The organism is Enterobacter cloacae complex sp. ECL352, assembly GCF_020149545.1.
Lineage (GTDB): Bacteria > Pseudomonadota > Gammaproteobacteria > Enterobacterales > Enterobacteriaceae > Enterobacter > Enterobacter asburiae_B.
Map to the genome: position 1 here is coordinate 4,256,387 of NZ_CP083709.1, position 19,825 is coordinate 4,276,211.

The 19,825-nt window shown below is 59.7% G+C and carries 17 protein-coding genes; 4 read left to right on the forward strand and 13 right to left on the reverse strand.

What is annotated here, in order from left to right:
- Positions 1–54: 54 nt before the first annotated feature.
- Positions 55–1,497 (forward strand): protein adenylyltransferase SelO, encoded by a 1,443-nt coding sequence (gene selO, locus LBF07_RS20900; RefSeq protein WP_094935164.1) that lies wholly within the window; start codon positions 55–57, stop codon positions 1,495–1,497.
- A gap of 40 nt (positions 1,498–1,537) precedes the next feature.
- Here the strand turns inward: selO and LBF07_RS20905 are convergent, their stop codons facing one another.
- Genes LBF07_RS20905 through LBF07_RS20925 form a run of 5 tightly spaced genes read right to left on the reverse strand, consistent with a single transcriptional unit; the run spans position 1,538 to position 6,312 of the window.
- Positions 1,538–2,308, reverse strand: a complete 771-nt coding sequence (locus LBF07_RS20905) for a 3-hydroxybutyrate dehydrogenase (protein ID WP_058840783.1) — start codon at positions 2,306–2,308, stop codon at positions 1,538–1,540.
- Between the two features lie 10 nt (positions 2,309–2,318).
- Positions 2,319–3,710, reverse strand: a complete 1,392-nt coding sequence (locus tag LBF07_RS20910) for a GntP family permease (RefSeq protein WP_094935165.1) — start codon at positions 3,708–3,710, stop codon at positions 2,319–2,321.
- Positions 3,711–3,754: 44 nt separating this feature from the next.
- Positions 3,755–4,936: an acetyl-CoA C-acetyltransferase gene (locus LBF07_RS20915; RefSeq protein WP_112778311.1), complete on the reverse strand. Its 1,182-nt coding sequence runs from the start codon at positions 4,934–4,936 to the stop codon at positions 3,755–3,757.
- Positions 4,937–4,945: 9 nt separating this feature from the next.
- Positions 4,946–5,602: a CoA transferase subunit B gene (locus tag LBF07_RS20920; protein ID WP_029740425.1), complete on the reverse strand. Its 657-nt coding sequence runs from the start codon at positions 5,600–5,602 to the stop codon at positions 4,946–4,948.
- Positions 5,603–5,604: 2 nt separating this feature from the next.
- Positions 5,605–6,312: a CoA transferase subunit A gene (locus tag LBF07_RS20925; RefSeq protein ID WP_094935166.1), complete on the reverse strand. Its 708-nt coding sequence runs from the start codon at positions 6,310–6,312 to the stop codon at positions 5,605–5,607.
- Between the two features lie 140 nt (positions 6,313–6,452).
- Here LBF07_RS20925 and LBF07_RS20930 point away from each other — a divergent pair, with 140 nt between their 5' ends.
- Positions 6,453–7,376, forward strand: a complete 924-nt coding sequence (locus LBF07_RS20930) for a LysR family transcriptional regulator (RefSeq protein WP_033145286.1) — start codon at positions 6,453–6,455, stop codon at positions 7,374–7,376.
- On the opposite strand, the gene LBF07_RS20935 is transcribed toward LBF07_RS20930, so the two are convergent.
- The 8 genes from LBF07_RS20935 to LBF07_RS20970 form a co-directional block, all read right to left on the reverse strand.
- A complete protein-coding gene (locus LBF07_RS20935) occupies positions 7,343–8,122 on the reverse strand; it encodes a heme ABC transporter ATP-binding protein (RefSeq protein ID WP_094935167.1) in 780 nt (259 codons plus the stop codon). The genes LBF07_RS20930 and LBF07_RS20935 overlap by 34 nt on opposite strands.
- The gene (locus tag LBF07_RS20940) at positions 8,115–9,107 is read right to left on the reverse strand and encodes an iron ABC transporter permease (RefSeq protein ID WP_094935168.1); all 993 of its coding nucleotides are present in this window, start codon (positions 9,105–9,107) and stop codon (positions 8,115–8,117) included. Before LBF07_RS20940 ends, LBF07_RS20935 begins: the two co-directional genes overlap by 8 nt.
- Positions 9,107–9,928, reverse strand: a complete 822-nt coding sequence (locus tag LBF07_RS20945; protein ID WP_112778313.1) for a hemin ABC transporter substrate-binding protein — start codon at positions 9,926–9,928, stop codon at positions 9,107–9,109. The genes LBF07_RS20940 and LBF07_RS20945 overlap by 1 nt, the downstream gene beginning before the upstream one ends.
- Complete coding sequence (gene chuS / locus LBF07_RS20950) at positions 9,925–10,953, reverse strand: hematinate-forming heme oxygenase ChuS (protein WP_048977414.1); 1,029 nt, start codon at positions 10,951–10,953, stop codon at positions 9,925–9,927. The genes LBF07_RS20945 and chuS overlap by 4 nt, the downstream gene beginning before the upstream one ends.
- Positions 10,954–10,988: 35 nt before the next feature.
- The gene (locus LBF07_RS20955; RefSeq protein WP_112778315.1) at positions 10,989–12,971 is read right to left on the reverse strand and encodes a TonB-dependent hemoglobin/transferrin/lactoferrin family receptor; all 1,983 of its coding nucleotides are present in this window, start codon (positions 12,969–12,971) and stop codon (positions 10,989–10,991) included.
- Between the two features lie 77 nt (positions 12,972–13,048).
- Positions 13,049–13,231, reverse strand: a complete 183-nt coding sequence (gene hemP, locus LBF07_RS20960) for a hemin uptake protein HemP (RefSeq protein ID WP_094935171.1) — start codon at positions 13,229–13,231, stop codon at positions 13,049–13,051.
- A gap of 210 nt (positions 13,232–13,441) precedes the next feature.
- The gene (gene aroH / locus LBF07_RS20965) at positions 13,442–14,488 is read right to left on the reverse strand and encodes a 3-deoxy-7-phosphoheptulonate synthase AroH (RefSeq protein WP_094935172.1); all 1,047 of its coding nucleotides are present in this window, start codon (positions 14,486–14,488) and stop codon (positions 13,442–13,444) included.
- A gap of 152 nt (positions 14,489–14,640) precedes the next feature.
- Positions 14,641–15,474, reverse strand: coding sequence for a pyruvate, water dikinase regulatory protein (locus LBF07_RS20970; protein ID WP_023311315.1), 834 nt, complete (start codon positions 15,472–15,474; stop codon positions 14,641–14,643).
- 335 nt (positions 15,475–15,809) lie between these two features.
- Here LBF07_RS20970 and ppsA point away from each other — a divergent pair, with 335 nt between their 5' ends.
- Together ppsA and LBF07_RS20980 are read left to right on the forward strand one after the other, a co-directional pair.
- On the forward strand, positions 15,810–18,188 hold the full coding sequence (gene ppsA, locus LBF07_RS20975; RefSeq protein ID WP_023311316.1) for a phosphoenolpyruvate synthase: 2,379 nt from the start codon (positions 15,810–15,812) through the stop codon (positions 18,186–18,188).
- Positions 18,189–18,421: 233 nt separating this feature from the next.
- On the forward strand, positions 18,422–19,822 hold the full coding sequence (locus LBF07_RS20980) for an MFS transporter (RefSeq protein ID WP_033145293.1): 1,401 nt from the start codon (positions 18,422–18,424) through the stop codon (positions 19,820–19,822).
- Positions 19,823–19,825 lie beyond the last annotated feature (3 nt).

The window sequence follows — 19,825 nt, forward strand, 5'->3', positions numbered from 1 at the left end:
TTTCGCCCGTGTTTAAGTCCGGGTAAACCCTCTACACTAAAAGCAGGAGGACTTATGACCCTGTCTTTTACTGCTCACTGGCATGACGAGTTGCCTGGCTTTTACACCGCACTCAAACCAACACCGTTACAAAATTCACGCCTTATCTGGCACAACGATTTGCTGGCAGAAGAACTGGCCATTCCGCCTGAGCTGTTTCAGCTTTCAGAGGGCGCTGGCGTCTGGGGCGGTGAAACGCTTCTCGCCGGGATGCAACCTCTGGCTCAGGTCTATAGCGGACATCAGTTTGGCGTCTGGGCGGGGCAGCTGGGCGACGGCAGGGGGATCCTGCTCGGCGAACAACGGCTTCCCAACGGGGGAACGGTTGACTGGCACCTGAAAGGGGCAGGCCTTACTCCCTATTCGCGAATGGGCGACGGGCGCGCGGTGCTGCGTTCAACGATTCGCGAGTGCCTGGCGTCCGAAGCGATGCATGCCCTGGGTATTCCCACTACGCGCGCGCTGTCGATTATCACCAGCGATACGCCGGTAGCGCGCGAAACGGTGGAAAAAGGGGCAATGCTGATGCGTATTGCGCAAAGCCATTTGCGCTTCGGCCATTTTGAGCACTTTTACTATCGCCGCGAGCCGGACAAGGTTCGCCAGCTGGCTGATTTTGCCATTCGTCACCACTGGGCGCATTTGCAGGACGAGGCGGATAAATACGTTCTCTGGTTCAGGGATGTGGTTGCCCGTACCGCAAGCCTGATTGCCCGCTGGCAAACGGTGGGCTTTGCGCATGGCGTCATGAATACGGACAACATGTCGATCCTCGGGCTGACCTTTGATTACGGTCCGTTTGGTTTCCTGGACGATTATCAGCCTGGCTATATCTGCAACCATTCCGACTATCAGGGACGTTACAGCTTTGACAATCAGCCCGCGGTTGGCCTGTGGAACCTGCAGCGGCTTGCGCAAACCCTGTCGCCGTTCATCGACGTAGATGCCCTCAATGATGCGCTCGACAGCTATCAGGACATATTGCTGCGAGAATACGGCTCGCTGATGCGCAACAAGCTGGGGCTGATGACGCAGGAGAGGGGCGATAACGACATCCTCAACGGTCTGTTTGCCCTGATGGCGCGCGAGGGCAGCGATTATACCCGTACCTTCCGGATGCTGGGCCAGACGGAGCAGCACAGTGCGGCCTCGCCGCTGCGCGACGAGTTTATTGACAGACAGGCGTTTGACGACTGGTTTGCCACTTACCGCGCGCGGCTGCAGCAGGAGCAGGTGGACGACGCTACCCGCCAGACGCAGATGAACGCGACAAATCCCGCGATGGTGTTGCGCAACTGGCTGGCGCAGCGGGCGATTGAGCAGGCAGAGCAGGGGAAGTATGACGAGCTACACCGTTTGCATCTGGCGTTGCGCACGCCGTTTGCCGACCGGGATGATGACTACGTCAGCCGCCCGCCTGACTGGGGCAAGCGGCTGGAGGTCAGCTGCTCAAGTTAGAGATTTTGCCGGGTGGCGGCATCGCCTTACCCGGCAAAAGTCACTGCGCAACCCAGCCGCCATCCATATTCCACGCGGCGCCGCGAACGTTCACGGCGCCATCGCTGCACAAAAACAGCGCCAGTTCACCCAGCTGCTCCGGAGTGACAAACTCGCCCGAAGGCTGTTTCTCCGCGAGAAGCCGATCGCGAGCCTGCTCCGGCGGGACGCCTTCAGCGATGCGCTGGTCGATTTGCTGTTGCACCAGCGGCGTCAGTACCCAGCCCGGGCAGATGGTATTGGCGGTAATACCGGTGCGGGCGGTTTCCAGCGCCAGCGATTTCGTAAAGCCCACTACGCCATGCTTGGCGGCAACGTAGGCTGACTTCTCTTTTGAGGCCACCAGCCCGTGAACGGAGGCGATATTGATGATGCGCCCCCAGTTTTTCTCGCGCATGGCGGGCAGCGCCAGCCGGCTGGTGTGAAATACCGAGGAGAGATTAATGGCGATAATGTCGTTCCATTTCTCCACCGGAAACGCGTCAACCGGCGCGACATGCTGTATCCCGGCGTTGTTGACAAGGATGTCCACGCCGCCAAACTGCGATTCGGCGTAGCGCATCATGGCTTCAATTTGCAGCACGTCACGCAGGTCCGCATCGTGATAGCCCGGCTTTTTGCCCAGCTGCGCAATCTCTTCTCTTGCTGATTCGCTGTCGCCGAAACCGTTGAGGATCAGCTGCGCTCCGGCCTTCGCCAGTACGCGGGCGATCCCAAGTCCAATGCCGCTGGTCGAGCCCGTCACCAGCGCGGTCTTACCGTTCAGATTCATCTTTCTCTCCTTACACAATGCCGGTCAGATAGAACACGGCAATGACAAAAAGCACTGCCAGACTTTTAATGATGGTGATAGCGAAAATGCCGCCGTAGGCCTGGCGATGGCTCAGGCCGGTAATCGCCAGCAGGGTAATCACCGCGCCGTTATGGGGCAGCGTATCCATCCCGCCGCTCGCCATAGAGGCCACGCGGTGCAGCACCTCAAGAGGGATATTGGCGGCGTGGGCGGCGGCGATAAACGAGTCGGACATGGCGGCGAGGGCAATGCTCATCCCGCCGGACGCCGAGCCGGTGATCCCCGCAAGCACCGTCACGCTGATGGCCTCATTCAGCAGCGGATTCGGGATGGCCGCCAGCGCTTTGGATAACACCAGGAACCCGGGCAGGGCGGCGATCACCGCGCCGAAACCGTATTCCGAGGCGGTATTCATCGCCGCCAGAATGGCACCGCTCACCGCGGTCCGGCTGCCTTCTGCCAGACGACCCCGGATATTGCGAAAGCCAAAAATCAGCACCAGCACGATACCGGAGATCAGCGCCGCTTCCACGGCCCAGATGGCGGTGATCTTGCCCACCTCGGTCACAATCGGTTTCGCCAGGCCTGGCAGAGTAAGCTCGTGGGTCGTGCCGTACCAGCCGGGGATCCAGCGGGTAAACAGCAGGTTCAGTATGCCCACCACCAGCAGCGGGGAGATAGCAATCAGCGGGTGCGGGAGGTTAATGTTATCCGGCGTTTCGGGTTCATTTTTCAGATCCGTGCCGTAGCCTTCGTTGTTATTGAACGCCTTACGACGCTGGCGCTCCAGCCAGAGCAGGCCAAAGACGATAATAAACAGAGAGCCAATAAGCCCAAGCCACGGCGCGGCCCAGGCGTTCGTGCCAAAGAAGCTGGTGGGGATGATGTTCTGGATCTGCGGCGTGCCGGGCAGGGCGTCCATGGTAAACGAAAATGCCCCCAGCGCCACGGTGGCCGGGATCAGCCGCTTAGGGATGCCGCTCTGGCGGAACAGTTCCGCGGCAAACGGATACACTGCAAACGCCACCACGAACAGCGACACGCCGCCGTAGGTTAACAGCGCACACACCAGGACAATCACCGGAATGGCGTGGCGACGGCCCAGGATCTGAATCGCGGCCGCGACGATGGATCGTGAGAAACCGGAAAGCTCAATCAGCTTGCCGAAAACGGCCCCCAGCAGGAACACCGGGAAGTAGAGCTTGACGAAGCCCACCATTTTTTCCATAAACAGACCGGTAAACGTCGGGCCGACGGCACCCGGATCGGTCAGCAGCACGGCGCCGAGCGCCGCAATCGGCGCAAACAAAATAACGCTGTATCCGCGATAGGCCGCCAGCATCAGCAGCGCCAGCGCCGCCAGGGCAATTAACACGCTCATTACGACTCCTCACTTTAGTTATTATTCGGGTACCAACGAGATGCTTACCGCTCGACGGTCAGAGCAATGCCTTGCCCGCCGCCCACGCACAGGGTGACGAGCCCTTTTTTGACGTCACGGCGCTGCATTTCGTACAGCAGCGTCACGAGGATGCGGCAGCCGGAGGCGCCAATCGGATGACCCAGGGCGATAGCGCCGCCGTTAACGTTCACCCTGCGCTCATCCCAGCCGAGCTGCTTGCCTACCGCCAGCGCCTGGGCGGCAAAGGCTTCATTGGCTTCAATGAGGTCCACGTCATCGAGCGTCCAGCCCGCCCTCGCCAGCGCCGTCCGGCAGGCGCTGACCGGACCGATGCCCATTACCGACGGGTCAACGCCCGTCACGGCGTAGCTCACGATGCGACCGAGGATCGGCAAACCGCTCTCCCGCGCCTTTTCGCCGCTCATCAGCAGCACCGCGGCGGCACCGTCGTTGAGCGTTGACGCATTTCCGGCCGTCACCGTGCCTTCCGCCTGCAAAAAGGCGGGGCGCAGCTGCGCCAGCTGCTCAGCGGTAGTGCCAGGCCGGGGCTGTTCGTCACGGCTGACGATAAGCGGCGGTTTTTTGCCCTGTTTTACCGTCACCGGCGCTATCTCGGCGTCAAACCGATCCGCTTCGATGGCAAAGGCCGCTTTGTGCTGCGACCGGGCGGCGAAGGCGTCCTGCTGCTCGCGGGAAATGGCATTCTCACGAGCGACGTTTTCAGCGGTGATCCCCATGTGATAATCGTTGAACGCGTCCCACAGCCCGTCGGTAATCATGCTGTCCTGCAGGCCCGTATGGCCAAAACGCAGCCCTGAACGCGCGCCGTCCAGCAGATAGGGGGCGTTGCTCATGCTCTCCTGACCGCCAGCGATGGCCACGTTCGCGTCGCCGCAGCGGATCGCCTGCGCGGCGAGCTGCACCGCTTTTAGGCTCGCGCCGCACACCAGGTTGACCGTTGTCGCCGGCGTGCTGACGGGTAATCCGGAGGCGATGGCCGTCTGACGCGCGGGGTTTTGCCCGCATCCCGCCGTCAGCACCTGTCCGAAAATCAGTTCATCTACCTGTTCTTCGAGAAGATTGCTGTTCTCCAGCAGTTGCCGCACCGCGACGGCCCCCAGTTCAACCGCCGAAAGGGACGATAGCGAGCCGCGAAAACTGCCTATGGGGGTCCGCGTTGCCCCGACAATCATGACTTCTTTCATCGTGAGTCCTCAGTTGAAGCGCATCTCGCGAACGTCGTCCGCCACAATCATTTTCCCGGCTGTCTTAGCCGCAATTTCGTCGATACTGACGCCGGGAGCGTATTCCCGCAGGATGAACGCGCCGTCCTCGATCTCCAGCAAAGCGAGGTCGGTGAGGACCCGACGGATACAGCCCGCGCCCGTGAGCGGCAGCGTGCAGCGCGGCAGCAGCTTTGACTCACCGCTTTTCGAGGCGTGGGTCATCACCACAATGATGTTCTGCGCCCCGGCGACGAGATCCATCGCGCCGCCCATGCCCTTCACCATCTTTCCGGGGATCATCCACGAGGCGATATTGCCCTCGACGTCCACTTCAAACGCGCCCAGCACGGTCAGGTCGACATGACCGCCGCGGATCATGGCAAACGACTGGGCCGAGTCGAAAATGGCCGCGCCGGTGCGCGCGGTCACGGTCTGTTTACCGGCGTTGATCATGTCGGCGTCAAGGCTCTGCTCGTCAGGAAAAGCCCCCATCCCCAGCAGCCCGTTTTCCGACTGGAGCATCACGTCCATTCCGTCCGGAATGTAGTTCGCCACCAGGGTAGGAATACCGATCCCCAGGTTGACGTAATACCCGTCGCGCAGCTCGCGGGCGACGCGCATGGCCATCTGTTCACGGGTTAACATCGTCAGACTCCTTCCGCGCGCAGGGTGCGCTGTTCAATGCGTTTTTCAAACTGGCCGACAATCAGCCTGTCGACGTAAATTCCCGGGGTATGAATGGCCGACGGGGGCAGCTCGCCCGGTGCAACAATCTCTTCCACCTCGACGACCGTTATCCGGCCCGCCGTTGCCATCAGCGGATTAAAATTTTGCGCGGTATGCCGATAGACAACGTTGCCGTACCAGTCCGCTTTCCAGCCCTTAATGAGCGCGAAATCTCCCACGATCGCCTCCTCGAGGATGTAGTGCTTCCCCGCAAACTGGCGCACGTCTTTGCCGGCAGCCACGGGCGTGCCGTAGCCGGTGGCCGTGTAAAATGCCGGAATACCCGCGCCGCCCGCGCGCACCTTTTCCGCCAGCGTGCCCTGAGGCGTGAGTTCAATCTCCAGTTCGCCGCTCAGCACCTGCCGCTCGAACAGGGCGTTCTCGCCGACGTAAGAGGCCACCACTTTGCGAACCTGCCGCGTTTCGAGCAGTATCCCGAGACCGAAACCGTCCACGCCGCAGTTGTTTGATACCACCGTCAGATCTTTCACCTGACGGCGTCTGACCTCTGCAATCAGGTTCTCCGGAATCCCGCACAGGCCGAAGCCGCCCGCCAGCAAGGTCATTCCGTCCGTCAGCCCTTCCAGCGCCTGCGCATAGCTGCCGACGCGCTTGTCCAGTCCCGCCATAGTTATCCCTCCCGTTATCCGTGCCGGTATCATTAGGGGCGGCGACTCATTTGTTAATTTTGAATTTGTGACCCACTCATTTGGTTTTTTTATTAATTTACTGTTAACTAAATTTTTTCAATTGGTTAACAGGATGAAAAATGAGAATGAGTGTCAAACAGTTACGCGCGTTTTTAGCGGTAGCTCACACTCTCAATTTTGCGCACGCCAGCGAACGGCTGAATCTTTCCCAGCCGGCCCTGAGCCTGACGATTAAAGCGCTGGAGGATGCGCTCGGCGGGCCGCTGCTGCAGCGGAGCACGCGCAAGGTCGCGCTGACGCAGGAGGGGGAGACGTTTTTGCCGATGGCGCGCCAGCTGCTTGCCGACTGGGATAACGTCGAAGAGGCGATGCACCAGTGCTTTACCCTGCAGCGCGGTAAAATTTCGGTCGCGGCTATGCCGTCGTTTGCCGCGAATGTCCTGCCCGAGGTGCTAAAAGCGTTTCGCGATCGCCATGCCGGGATCAACGTCACCGTGCATGATGTCATTAACGAGCAGGTGATAGAGATGGTGCGGGAAGGACGGGTCGAGATGGGGATCGCCTTTGAGCCCGCGCCAACGCACAACCTGCTGTTTACCCCGCTGGGCCTCGACAGGTTTGTGGCCATTGTGCCGAAAGATTCCTCGCTGGCAGGCAAGAAGCGCCTGTCATGGGAAGAGCTGCTGACGCTGGATTTCATCACCCTGCAGCGCCCTTCGGCGGTACGTCTGATGATGGAGGAGGAGCTGGCGCGAAGCGGCAGAAAGCTGGACGTGGCGCTGGAGAGTCATCAGCTGGTGACGGTCGGGAGAATGGTCGCGAGCGGGCTGGGCGGCAGCGCCGTTCCGGCGCTCTGCGAGGCGCAGATGACGGCGCTGGGCGCGGTCTGTATTCCGCTGGATAACCCGCCGATAGAAAAGTGCATTGGAGCGATCCATCCAGGACACACGCAGCTCTCTAAAGCGGCGCATGCCCTGCTGGAAACGCTGAAAGATTTTTACCAGCCCAATCAGGGGGCGAGAAACACCTGCGGCGCGGCGTGAGCCGGATGCCTGCCGACGATAACCTGCGCGCCGTACCAGCGCGCCAGTGCGTCGGCCTGCAAAACGGTTTCCGGTGCTCCCTGGGACACGATTCTGCCGTCATGCAGCAGCAGGATGCGGTCCGCCCACAGCGCCGCCAGATTAAGGTCGTGCAGCACCGCGCACACGTGCAGATGACCCCGACGGGTCAGGGATTTCAGCAGGCGCAGCAGATGCTGCTGGTGATAGAGATCCAGCGCAGACGTCGGTTCATCAAGGAACAGCCAGCCGCGCGGCGCGCCGTCGCACCAGAGCTGAGCCAGCGCGCGGGCGAGCTGGATGCGCTGCTGCTCGCCGCCGGAGAGCGCGGCAAACTGCCTGCCCGCCATCGGTAAACAGCCGGTGACGTCCATGACCTCCTCAATAACCGTCGCTTCAGGCGTGCGGGTCCAGGGCGCTCGCCCCATACCGACGACCGCCTCAACCGGCCAGTCAAATCCGAGCTGCGTGTTCTGGCGCATTACCGCCCGGTAGCGGGAGAGCCTGTGCGGCTGCCAGGCCGCAAGCGGTGTGCCCGCCAGGCTGCACCGTCCGCCCGCAGGTTTAAGGTAGCCGGTCAGCAGCCGCAACAGCGTTGATTTCCCGGCGCCGTTGGGGCCAATCAGCGCCACCAGCTCGCCCTGAGATAAGGTCAGCGACACGTCGTGAATCAGCGTGCGTTGTCCGGCGCGAAAAACAAGGTTTTCAGCACAATAGCGTTCAGCCATGCGCACCTCCGCGACGAAAGATAAGCCACAGAAACCACGGCGCGCCGAGAAGGCTGGTCAGTAAGCCGACCGGCATTTCCGCCGGTGCGACCAGGCTGCGCGCCAGCGTATCGGCAACCAGCAGAAGCAACGCGCCGGCCAGCCCCGAGCCGGGGAGCACGGCCCGGTGGTCGGCTCCCAGCCACATGCGCACCAGGTGCGGCACCACCAGGCCGACAAAGCCGATCACGCCGCTGACCGCAACGGCGGCGGCCACCAGCAGGGCGCTGCACAACAGCAGGATCCGCTGCACGGCGGCAACCTCCACGCCGAGGTAATGTGCCTCTTCGTCACCCAGCTGCAGCAGGTTGAGGGCGCCTGCCAGACGCCAGATCGCGAGCACGGTGGGAACCATCAGCGACGCGACGGCCAGCAGCGTTGACCACTGCGCCTGGCCGAGGCTGCCCATTCCCCAGAGCGAAAGCTGGCGAAGCTGGGCATCATTGCTGAGCCATGACAGCACCCCGACGGCCGCGCCGCACAGGGCGTTGATAGCAATTCCCACCAGCAGCAGGCGCGACAGGGAAGCGTCACGCTGTCGGCTGAGCAGGAAAATCACGAAGGTGGCGGCCAGCGCGCCGAGAAACGCCGCCAGCATTGGGGCATACAGCATCACCAGTGCAGGCAGCGAGAGCGGAAGAACCACCCACAGCGCAACGGCGAGCGCCGCGCCGCTGCTGATGCCGAGCAGTCCCGGGTCCGCCAGCGGATTTCGAAACAGCCCCTGCATCACGCAACCCGCCAGCGCCAGTGAACCGCCGATCGCCAGCGCCAGCAGCACGCGAGGCAGGCGGATTGTCAGCCAGATTTGACGCAGCGCCTCGTCGGTCCCGTTCCACAGCAGGCTGATCGGCAGGTGTAATGCCCCAACCCCGGTCGCTGCGAGCGTCATGATGGTCAGGATCGCGGTCAGCATCCATAACGATAAGGCGATCCGCCGGGACATCAGGGCAGCAGCTCCGCTTTGGCACGCAGCTGCTGGATGGCTTCCGGCGTTCGCACGCTGAAGCCCAGCAGCGCCATATCGTCAATCGCCAGCACCTGCTTGTTCCGTCCCGCCGGGGTTTGCGCCAGGCCGGGCAGCGTCCACAGATTCGCTTCACCGCCCAGGGCGTTGAGACCGTCCTGAGAAATCACCACCAGATCGGGTTGGCTGGCTATCGTGCCTTCCTGAGACAGCGGCTGATAGCGGGTAAACCCCTGCATCGCGTTCTGCAGCCCCGCCGCACGAATGGCAGCATCCGCGCCGGTCTGTTGTCCGGCGGCCATGGCGGTCATCCCGCCGTGGTTGAGAATAAACAGTACCCGCTTATTGAGCGGCGACGCGGGAAGCGCCGACAGTGCCTGGCGCAGCGTGCTGCGCAGGACCTCCCCCTCGACCTCGCGGTGCGTCGCTTCAGCGACGATCCGCACCTTTTCGTCAATGACGTTCAGGTCGTTACTGGCAGGAACAGCGATCACCCTGACGTGGCTTTGCTCAACCTGCTTTAGCGCCAGAGACGGCTGCGCCTGAGCGCTGGCCAGCACCAGCGTGGGGCGCATGGATAAGATCCCTTCCGCATTGAGCTGGCGCAGATAGCCCACGTCAGGCAGCGAATTCGCCGCCTGCGGCCACTGGCTGGTGCTGTCGCGGGCCACCAGCGAGGGCGCCGCGCCGAGAGCGTAGACAATCTCGGTGACGTCGCCGCCGAGGGTAACGATTTTCTCCTGCGCCGCCGCAGACGCCAGCAGGGGCAGGGCGCTAAGCAGGGCAAGCCACCGTTTCATGCGGCCAGCCCTTTCGCCGTTAAGGCGTCAATCTGGCTGCGCCACTGGCTCTGCTCCGGTTCGCCTTCCGTACGCTGGCCGTACAGCTGGGCGATTTGCGTTCCGTCGGCGGCAAACAGCTCCAGGCTGGTGACATGCCCGTCAGCCGTCGGCTTGCGCGTGACCCACGTTTCCGCAATGGATCCTTCAAGCAGATGCAGGGTAAAGGTTGGGTTAAAGACGTTCAGCCAGCCTTTCATTGGCACCAGCTTTTCCACCGCGCCGGTGAAGATCTGCACGCAGCCGCGGTTGCCGACGAAGACCATGATTTCGTTACCGTCCCGACGCGCCGTCTCCAGGAGCTGCGCCAGCGCGGTGTTTTCTACCCGGCAGGCCAGATCGTCACCCACCAGGCGAAACGCCTGCTGGCGGCTGAGGTTATGGCGCTTGAGCAGGCTGAAGAACTGATGAACGTCGGTCATGGCGCGCCACTCGTTATCCACGAGAGCGGCATTTGCGTTTTCTGCATGAGCCGGAGCATCGGCTATCCTCAACGCCAGCGGCGGGTTGTCGGCAAAGATAAAGCGGGTCAGCACGTCGCCCCAGGCGGAAACGTCGGTGTTGTCCGTGGCGTAGACCTTCAGCAGGGCATCGCCCTGGTGATCGAAGAACTGAATGCTCTGCCGCTCGCCGCGTGCGGTGGCTTCACTGATGTGAAACACGCTCGACCACTGGTTGAGGAACAGGCGCAGATCCAGCGCGCGCGGGTTCAGCACCAGCCCGGCGTGGCCGTTCAGGTGCTGGTTGGTAAATCTCCCGACCTGCTCGTGTACGGCGTATTCGTTGCGGCAGATACATTTGGTTTCGCCCACCGCCTCCAGCGCGCCCAGGATCTCGCGGATTTCACCGCGCAGTCGCCAGGCGTCGTGACCTACGCGGGCAAAGGTCAGCTCTGCTTCACTGATGTTCATTAACCCCGCGACGTCGCGCGCGTACATACCCGGATTGGCTTCTTTTAGCTCAAGCCAGCGCGTGTAGTGATTCATTGTCTCTTCCTTCTGAATAGTTGCCCCGAAGGGAATTACCAATGATAGCTTACGAAAATCTTGCCGTTACGACCGTCCTGCGGAATGCCCTGAGGTGACCAGTACGCTTTGTCAAAGGCGTTGCCCAGCACCAGCGTGGTGGTCACGCCTTTGAGCCGCTCCTGGCCTTTGTAGCTCACGTAGAAATCGTTGACCGCATAGCCCGGCTGCTTGCTGTAGCTGCTGCTGATATGCGTTGAGCGATCGACAAAAGTACCGATCCAGCCGACGGAGAACCCGCTTTGCGCCACCGGGATATCCAGTTTGCTGGTGACGGTGTCCGGGTTAATGCTGGAGATGTACTCGCTCGTATCGGTGTCTTTCCCGCGCGTGCGGTTGTAGGCCAGATCGAGGCTGAAGAGATCGGCCGAGTATTTTGCCATCATATCCCAACCCCAGATTTTGGCGTTCGGAACGTTGTACGACATGGTGGTCGCGGCGGCAAAATCGACGGTGGTGGAGATATAGTCTTTGGCTTTGGTGTCGAAATAGCTGGCTTTAAACTCCAGCGCATCATTGGCAAGCATCAGATCGTCAAAGCGCAGGCCAAAACCAAACTCCTGCGTTTCGTTGGTTTCCGGGCGCAGGTTCGGGTTTGGCACCCAGTAGTTGGTATAGAAGCGGCCAATGGAGAAGTGTTTGGCGTCGTTATACATTTCGCCCATGGTCGGCGCGCGGAAGGCCTGCGCGTAAGAGCCAAACAGCATCAGCCAGTCGGTTGGGCTGATGGTTAACCCGGCGCGGGATGACCACTTGTCTGCATCCACATCTTTGTAGCCGTCGCTGCTGCCGCGGTAGCTGTCATAGCGCGTGCCGCCCAGCAGGGTAACAGGCAGATCGCGCAGGGTGATCTCATCCTGCAGCCAGCCGGAGCTGAAGTCGATTTTCGCGTCCGGGAAGCCGGTGGTTGCCCCGCCCGGATGCTGCTCCTCACGATAGTATTCCCCGCCGTAGGTCAGAAGGTGTGCTGCAAAGGTGTCGCTGAACAGACGGGTGCGGTTTTCCACCTTGCCGCCTTTGGTGGTCTGCTTGCGGAACTCACCGCTACCGTCGACGTTCTGGGCATTAATGCGCGCTTCGGACCAGTAGACCTTCGCGTCGGCGTCCAGCCAGTCGTACCCTTCCGGTGAAATGTGGTAGCCGACCTGCGCATCGCGCTGGATGGTGGAGCGGTCGGTCATCGGGTTACTGCTGTCCGCCCCGGTGGTTTGCGGGTTTTTCGGCTCCTGAGCGGCGTTGTTGTAGTAGCGCAGGGAGCCGCTCAGGGTCTGGGCGGGGTCGATTTTCCAGCTGCCTTTCGCCAGCATGTTGTTGATGGATTCGTCGTTAGGCGCGGTTGCACCATCGCTCTGGCGGACATCACCGCGATCCCGGCTGGACCAGGAGACCAGACCGTCAAGCGTATCGGTGCGGCCGTAGGCGCTGGCCCCCATCCCGAGGCTATGATCGCCCGTTGCGCCCGTTCCAAACACGCGGTAGCCGCTGTTTTTACCCGGTTCGAGCAGATCGTTGGCATCGGCGGTGTCATAAGAGATCACGCCGCCCAGCGCGCCGCTGCCGTACAGCAGGGCCGACGGGCCGCGGACCACCTCGATACGTTTGATTAGCGCGGGATCGAGAAAGGTGCTGTTCAGGTGGCCGGTGTCGGTGCCCTGACGCACGCCGTCAACCAGCACCAGCACGCCGCGACGGTCATAGCCGCGCAGGTTGACGTCCTGCCCGTTAGTGCGCCCAGTGCCGTCCAGCGTCAGACCGGGGACGTTACGCAGCAGGTCGGCCGCCGAGCTTGCGGTTTGTTTCTCCGGCGCGCTGGCGTCAATTACGCTTACCATCATGGGCGCTTCAAAGGTGCTGCGGGCGTTGCCCGTGGCGGTGACGGTAATGTCGTCTGTGGCGGCGAACGCGACGCCCGGTAGGGTACTGGCAATCGCCAGCGCCAGAAGTGACGGACGTAAAGATGCGGAAGGCAGGTGTGGCATAGCAACTCTCCATAAGAAGTGAAAAGCGCTGGCTGCCTGGGGATAACCTGGGTGGCTGGCGTATTTTTAGGTGTTGTTTATTTTGTGAGGATCAGTTTTCCGGCATGGGTCTGGCGCAGAAGATAGCGCTGTCCGTCATGCTCGATAATGACCCGTCCCTCATCGCCGAGGAGGGTTTTGCTGTCAATGCGACGCTCGGCGGGGGCTGGCGCTGTGTGTGTTTTTTCTTGCGTTGCCGCGCTGTTATCCGTACGTGACATAATGTTTATAAATGGCAATCAATGTAACAATGATAATCATTATCAATAAAGTACAAATTGACGGCAAGCGTTTTTGTGAAAAAAGGATGAGGGGATCAAATTTGGGGGGGGAGGTGCGGTCTGATGCCCTCACCCCGACCCTCTCCCACAGGGAGAGGGAGAAGGGCACAATCGTAGGTCGGGTAAGCGCAGCGCCACCCGACAATAACATCAGAAGCGAGAATCAACCGCAGCTGCCAGCTTTTCCAGCAGCAGTTCGCTGTCTTCCCAGCTCAGGCACGGGTCGGTGATCGACTGGCCGTAAACCATCTGCTGTCCGGCAACGATTTTCTGCGTGCCTTCTTTGATAAAGCTCTCAGCCATAATCCCTGCAACGGCGGTCGAGCCGCTGCGGATCTGCTGGCAGATCTCATCGCAGACGTCCAGCTGGCGGCGATGCTGCTTCTGGCAGTTGCCGTGGCTGAAATCCACCACCAGATGTTCCGGCAGGTCGAACTCGGCCAGCGTTTCGCAGGCCGCCGCAATATCCTGGGCATGGTAATTGGGTTTCTTCCCGCCGCGCATGATGATATGCCCGTAAGGGTTACCGCTGGTCTGGTAGATGGTCATATGACCGCTCTTGTCCGGCGACAGGAACATGTGGCTGGCACGGGCAGCGCGGATGGCATCAACCGCGATACGGGTGTTGCCATCGGTCCCGTTTTTGAAGCCGACCGGGCAGGAGAGGGCAGAGGCCATCTCACGGTGGATCTGGCTTTCGGTGGTGCGCGCGCCAATCGCGCCCCAGCTGATCAGATCGGCGATAAACTGCCCGGTCACCATATCGAGAAACTCGGTCGCCGTCGGAACGCCCAGCTCGTTGACCTGTAAAAGCAGCTTCCGCGTCAGCTCGATACCGTGGTTAACGCGATAGCTGCCGTTGAGGTCAGGGTCGGAAATCAGGCCTTTCCAGCCCACCACGGTGCGCGGTTTTTCAAAGTAGGTGCGCATCACGATCTCAAGGCGATGCTGGTACTTATCCCGCAGTCCCTGGAGTCGTTTTGCATAATCCATCGCGGCATCCAGATCGTGGATGGAGCAAGGCCCAATCACCACCAGAAGACGTTTGTCTTCACCGTTCAGGATTTTTTCAATGCGGCGGCGGGAGGCCGTCACATGTTCCGCGACGGCGGCGGAAACGGGATGCCGCTGTGCCAGTTCAGCCGGCGTGACCAGGCTGTCAATGCGCGCAGTGCGGAGTTCATCGGTTTTATTCATGGAATGTCTCAGAAAATTTTTGCTTCATCGGCAGACTACCGGGAAGTGATGGGCATCACCTTAAACCAATCCCTGCTGATTTCAAGTTCGGGGCGACACCGCCCCGTGGTTGCAGGTGATGATACCTGAATCTGAGCTAATGTACTAGCATATTAGTACATGCGGCGATTAAGCCCCATGATGTCGAGAATTTTGGTGGCAATTTCTTCAACCGAATAGTTGGTGCTGTTCAGCCACGGGATCTGGTTTTTGCGGTACAGCGCTTCCACTTCGGAGACCTCCATCCGGCACTGGCGCATGGAGGCGTAGCGGCTGTTCTCGCGACGCTCCTCACGGATGGCCGCAAGGCGTTCAGGGTTGATCGTCAGGCCGAACAGCTTGTGCTGCAGCGGCTTAAGGGCGGCGGGTAGCACCAGGTTATCCATATCGTCGGCGATAAACGGGTAGTTTGCGGCGCGAATGCCAAACTGCATCGCCAGATAAAGGCTGGTCGGGGTTTTGCCGCAGCGCGACACGCCAAGCAGGATCACCTGCGCCTGGTCGAGATTTCGCAGCGAAATACCGTCGTCGTGGGCCAGGGTGTAGTCGATAGCGGCGATACGCGCGTCGTACTTGGTCAGGTTACCGGGGTTCAGCCCGTGGGTTCGGTGGGCAATCGGGGTCGGGTCGAGCTTAAGCTCGCTCTGCAGCGGCGCCACCAGCGCCTGCACGATATCCTGGCAGAAGCCTTCACTTTGCAGAATGATGGAGCGAATCTCGGGGATCACGATAGAGTAGAACACCAGCGGGCGGACGCCGGTCTGCTGGTAGATGGCGTCAATCTGGTCCTTCACCGCTTTAGCGCGGCTCTCGTTTTCGACAAACGGCAGCGTGATGCTGTTAATCGAGACGGGAAACTGCGACATCACCGCGTGGCCCAGCACCTCGGCGGTGATCGCCGTACCATCAGAAATATAAAAAACGTGGCGATCGACAGCACTATCCATTTTACTCACCCTGAATATCAGACCTAATTGTCTGAAAGCATAAATTAAAAAAGTAAATTACACAGCAAAGAACTTATCCTAATTATGAATGAAACACTGTTTTTGATTTTCCTGAAAAGTGGATTTCATTTTTCAAATAGCGACTTTATTTTTGGGGTTTCTGGCTGAATATAGAGGAATCATCGGGTTAATCGTTGATGGGAAAGTATCCGAAAAGTTGAAATTTTAAATTGCTTACACGATTCACCGTTTTTTTAGCGGAAATAAATATGCCAGTATAAATACGTAGTCAGGTGTTACTTACTCCGATCAAATATCACAAAAGGATTGTTTCGATGTCCAACAATGGCTCGTCACCGCTGGTGCTTTGGTATAACCAACTCGGCATGAATGATGTAGACAGAGTTGGGGGCAAAAATGCCTCCCTGGGTGAAATGATTACAAATCTGTCAGGTATGGGTGTCTCCGTACCGAACGGGTTTGCCACCACCGCCGATGCCTTTAACCTGTTTTTAGACCAGAGCGGTGTTAACCAGCGCATTTACGACCTGCTGGATAAAACGGATATTGATGACGTAACCGAGCTTGCCAAAGCCGGGGCGCAGATCCGCCAGTGGATCATCGACACACCTTTCCAGCCGGAACTGGAAAAAGCCATTCACGACGCGTACAACCAGCTCTCAGCTGACGATGCGCAGGCCTCCTTTGCCGTACGTTCCTCTGCGACCGCAGAAGATATGCCGGACGCCTCGTTTGCCGGGCAGCAGGAAACCTTCCTGAACGTCCAGGGTTACGATGCGGTGCTGGTGGCGGTGAAGCACGTGTTTGCTTCCCTGTTCAACGATCGCGCCATCTCCTATCGCGTGCACCAGGGCTACGACCATCGCGGCGTGGCGCTCTCCGCTGGCGTGCAGCGCATGGTGCGCTCGGACGTGGGCTCATCCGGCGTGATGTTCTCCATTGATACCGAATCCGGCTTCGACCAGGTGGTGTTTATCACCTCCGCGTGGGGTCTGGGTGAGATGGTGGTGCAGGGCGCGGTAAACCCTGACGAATTTTACGTCCACAAGCCAACGCTGGCCGCTGGCCGTCCGGCGGTGGTGCGCCGCACCATGGGCTCGAAAAAAATCCGCATGATCTATGCCCCGACCCAGGAGCATGGCAAGCAGGTTAAAATTGAAGATGTACCGCAGGAGCAGCGCGACCGCTTCTCTCTGACCGACGCCGAAGTGCAGGAACTGGCGAAGCAGGCGGTGCAGATCGAAAAACACTACGGCCGTCCGATGGACATCGAATGGGCAAAAGACGGGAACACCGGCAAGCTGTTTATCGTGCAGGCGCGTCCGGAAACCGTCCGCTCTCGCGGTCAGGTGATGGAGCGTTATACGCTGCACGCGCAGGGTAAAATCGTGGCGGAAGGCCGCGCCATCGGTCACCGCATCGGTGCCGGTCCGGTCAAAGTGATCCACGACATCAGCGAGATGAACCGTATTGAGCCAGGCGACGTGCTGGTGACCGACATGACCGACCCGGACTGGGAACCGATCATGAAGAAAGCGGCGGCTATCGTCACCAACCGCGGCGGTCGTACCTGCCATGCGGCGATCATTGCCCGCGAGCTGGGCATTCCCGCGGTTGTCGGCTGCGGTGACGCCACCGAACGCATGAAGGACGGCCAGAACGTGACCGTCTCCTGTGCCGAAGGCGATACCGGCTACGTCTACGCCGATATCCTCGACTTCAGCGTGAAGAGCTCAAGCGTGGATACCATGCCGGACCTGCCGCTGAAGATCATGATGAACGTCGGCAACCCGGACCGCGCGTTTGACTTCGCCTGCCTGCCGAACGAAGGCGTTGGCCTGGCGCGTCTGGAATTTATCATCAACCGTATGATCGGCGTTCACCCGCGTGCGCTGCTGGAGTTTGACGACCAGGATCCGAAGCTGCAGAACGAAATCCGCGAGATGATGAAAGGCTACGACTCACCAAAAGAGTTCTACGTCGGTCGTCTGACCGAAGGGATCGCGACGCTGGGCGCCGCCTTCTATCCGAAACGCGTGATCGTGCGTCTGTCAGACTTTAAGTCTAACGAATACGCCAACCTGGTAGGCGGCGAGCGCTACGAGCCGGAAGAAGAGAACCCGATGCTGGGCTTCCGCGGAGCCGGACGCTACGTGTCCGACAGCTTCCGCGACTGCTTTGCGCTGGAGTGCGAGGCGGTGAAACGCGTGCGCAACGACATGGGGCTGACCAACGTTGAAATCATGATCCCGTTCGTGCGTACCGTGGATCAGGCGAAAGCGGTGGTGGACGAGCTTGCGCGTCAGGGTCTGAAGCGCGGCGAGAACGGGCTGAAGATCATCATGATGTGCGAAATCCCGTCCAACGCCCTGCTGGCCGAGCAGTTCCTCGAGCACTTCGACGGCTTCTCTATCGGCTCGAACGACATGACGCAGCTGACGCTGGGTCTGGACCGCGACTCCGGCGTGGTCTCCGAGCTGTTCGACGAGCGCAACGAGGCGGTGAAAGCGCTGCTCTCCATGTCCATCCGCGCGGCGAAGAAGCAGGGTAAATACGTCGGGATCTGCGGTCAGGGTCCATCCGACCATGAAGACTTTGCCGCATGGCTGATGGAAGAGGGGATCGATAGCCTGTCCCTTAACCCGGACACCGTGGTGCAAACCTGGCTGAGCCTGGCGGAACTGAACAAGTAACGCCACGCTGACCCGAAAAGGCGAGGATATTATTCCTCGCCTTTTTTATTTCATTTCTTATTTGCTCCCCATCACAAATAAAGTAAAAAACCAAATATCATAATTTGTCTGTCAATTTAGACAATTGTTAGCGCGCAAACCGTTGCTAATACTTGAGCCTTACTGCGCATTTCCCTTAAGAAGATGCGCAACTGGTTGAAATACGTTTTAACCTGATAAAAAGGCAAATAACAATGACACTCTCCTCTGTATTGCGTACCAAAGATAAAATAGGTTATGGCTTAGGCGATATGGCCAGCGCGCTGGTCTGGCAAACGGCAACCTTATTTCTCGCTTATTTTTATACAGACGTATTTGGGCTGCCCGCCGCGATTATGGGCACCATGTTTTTAGTGGTGCGCGTGGTCGATGCGTTTGTCGATCCGTGCATTGGCGCACTGGTTGACCGCACCCGGACGCGTCACGGACGTTTCCGTCCCTGGCTGCTGTGGTTTGCTATCCCGTTTGGCGTGAGCTGCCTCATTACCTTCTATGTGCCGGACGTTGGGCCGACGGCAAAAATCGTTTACGCCTGCGTGACCTACGCGATTTTAAGCCTGATTTACTCCGCAATTAACGTGCCTTACTGCGCTATGCCCGGCGCGCTGACGCTGGACCCGCGCGAGCGTCATTCTCTGCAGTCGTGGCGCTTTGGGCTGTCGTTTATCGGCGGGCTGATCGTGACGGTTATCGCCCTGCCGCTGGTCTCACTGTTAGGCCAGGGCAACGTGCAGAAAGGCTATTTCTATGCCATGAGCCTGATGGGTCTGCTGGGAATTGTGCTGTTCTTCTGCTGTTTCCTGATGACCCGCGAGCGTTATTCTCCGCGCAATGATACCTCCGGCTCCATGCTCACCGATTTAAAACTGCTGGCCGGGAACAGCCAGTGGCGGATTGTGTTTCTGTTTAATATTTTGCTGTTAACGGCGGTGGTGACGCGCGGTTCCGCCACCATGTATTACGTGAACTATGTGCTGCTGCGCCCGGATCTGGTTTTTGCCTTTATTGTTTCCGGCATGGTGGCCTCCTTAAGCGGCGCATTATTATCTGAACGGCTGCTGGGGAAATTTGACCGCGTGCGCGCCTACCAGTGGACGATTATCTCCTTCGTTATCTTCGGCGCGCTGATTTTCTTCCTGCCTCCTTCACAGGTGTGGCTAATCTTTGGCCTTAACATCGTCTTTAGCTTTATTCAAAACCTCACCACGCCGCTGCAGTGGACCATGTTCTCCGATGTGGTCGACTACGAAGAGCACCGCAGCGGTCGTCGTCTGGACGGGCTGGTCTTCTCCACCGCGCTGTTTGCCATCAAGTTTGGCCTGGCGCTGGGTGGGGCGGTCGTCGGCTGGGTGCTTGGCATGGTGGATTACGCCCCGGGCCAGGCAACCCAGGCGCCAGGCGTTCTCTCGACCATCAACGCGCTGTTCACCCTTATCCCATGCGCGCTGTTCCTCTGCATGGTCGCGCTGCTTGCTATCTACAAACTCAACAGCCGGCTGGTGGATTCCATCGCCAGGGAGCTGGCCAGCAAGCGTGAAGTCAGACCCGAAGCGGGGCAGCTTCGCCCGGCAACCCCTTCCGCACTACAGGAGTAAAAC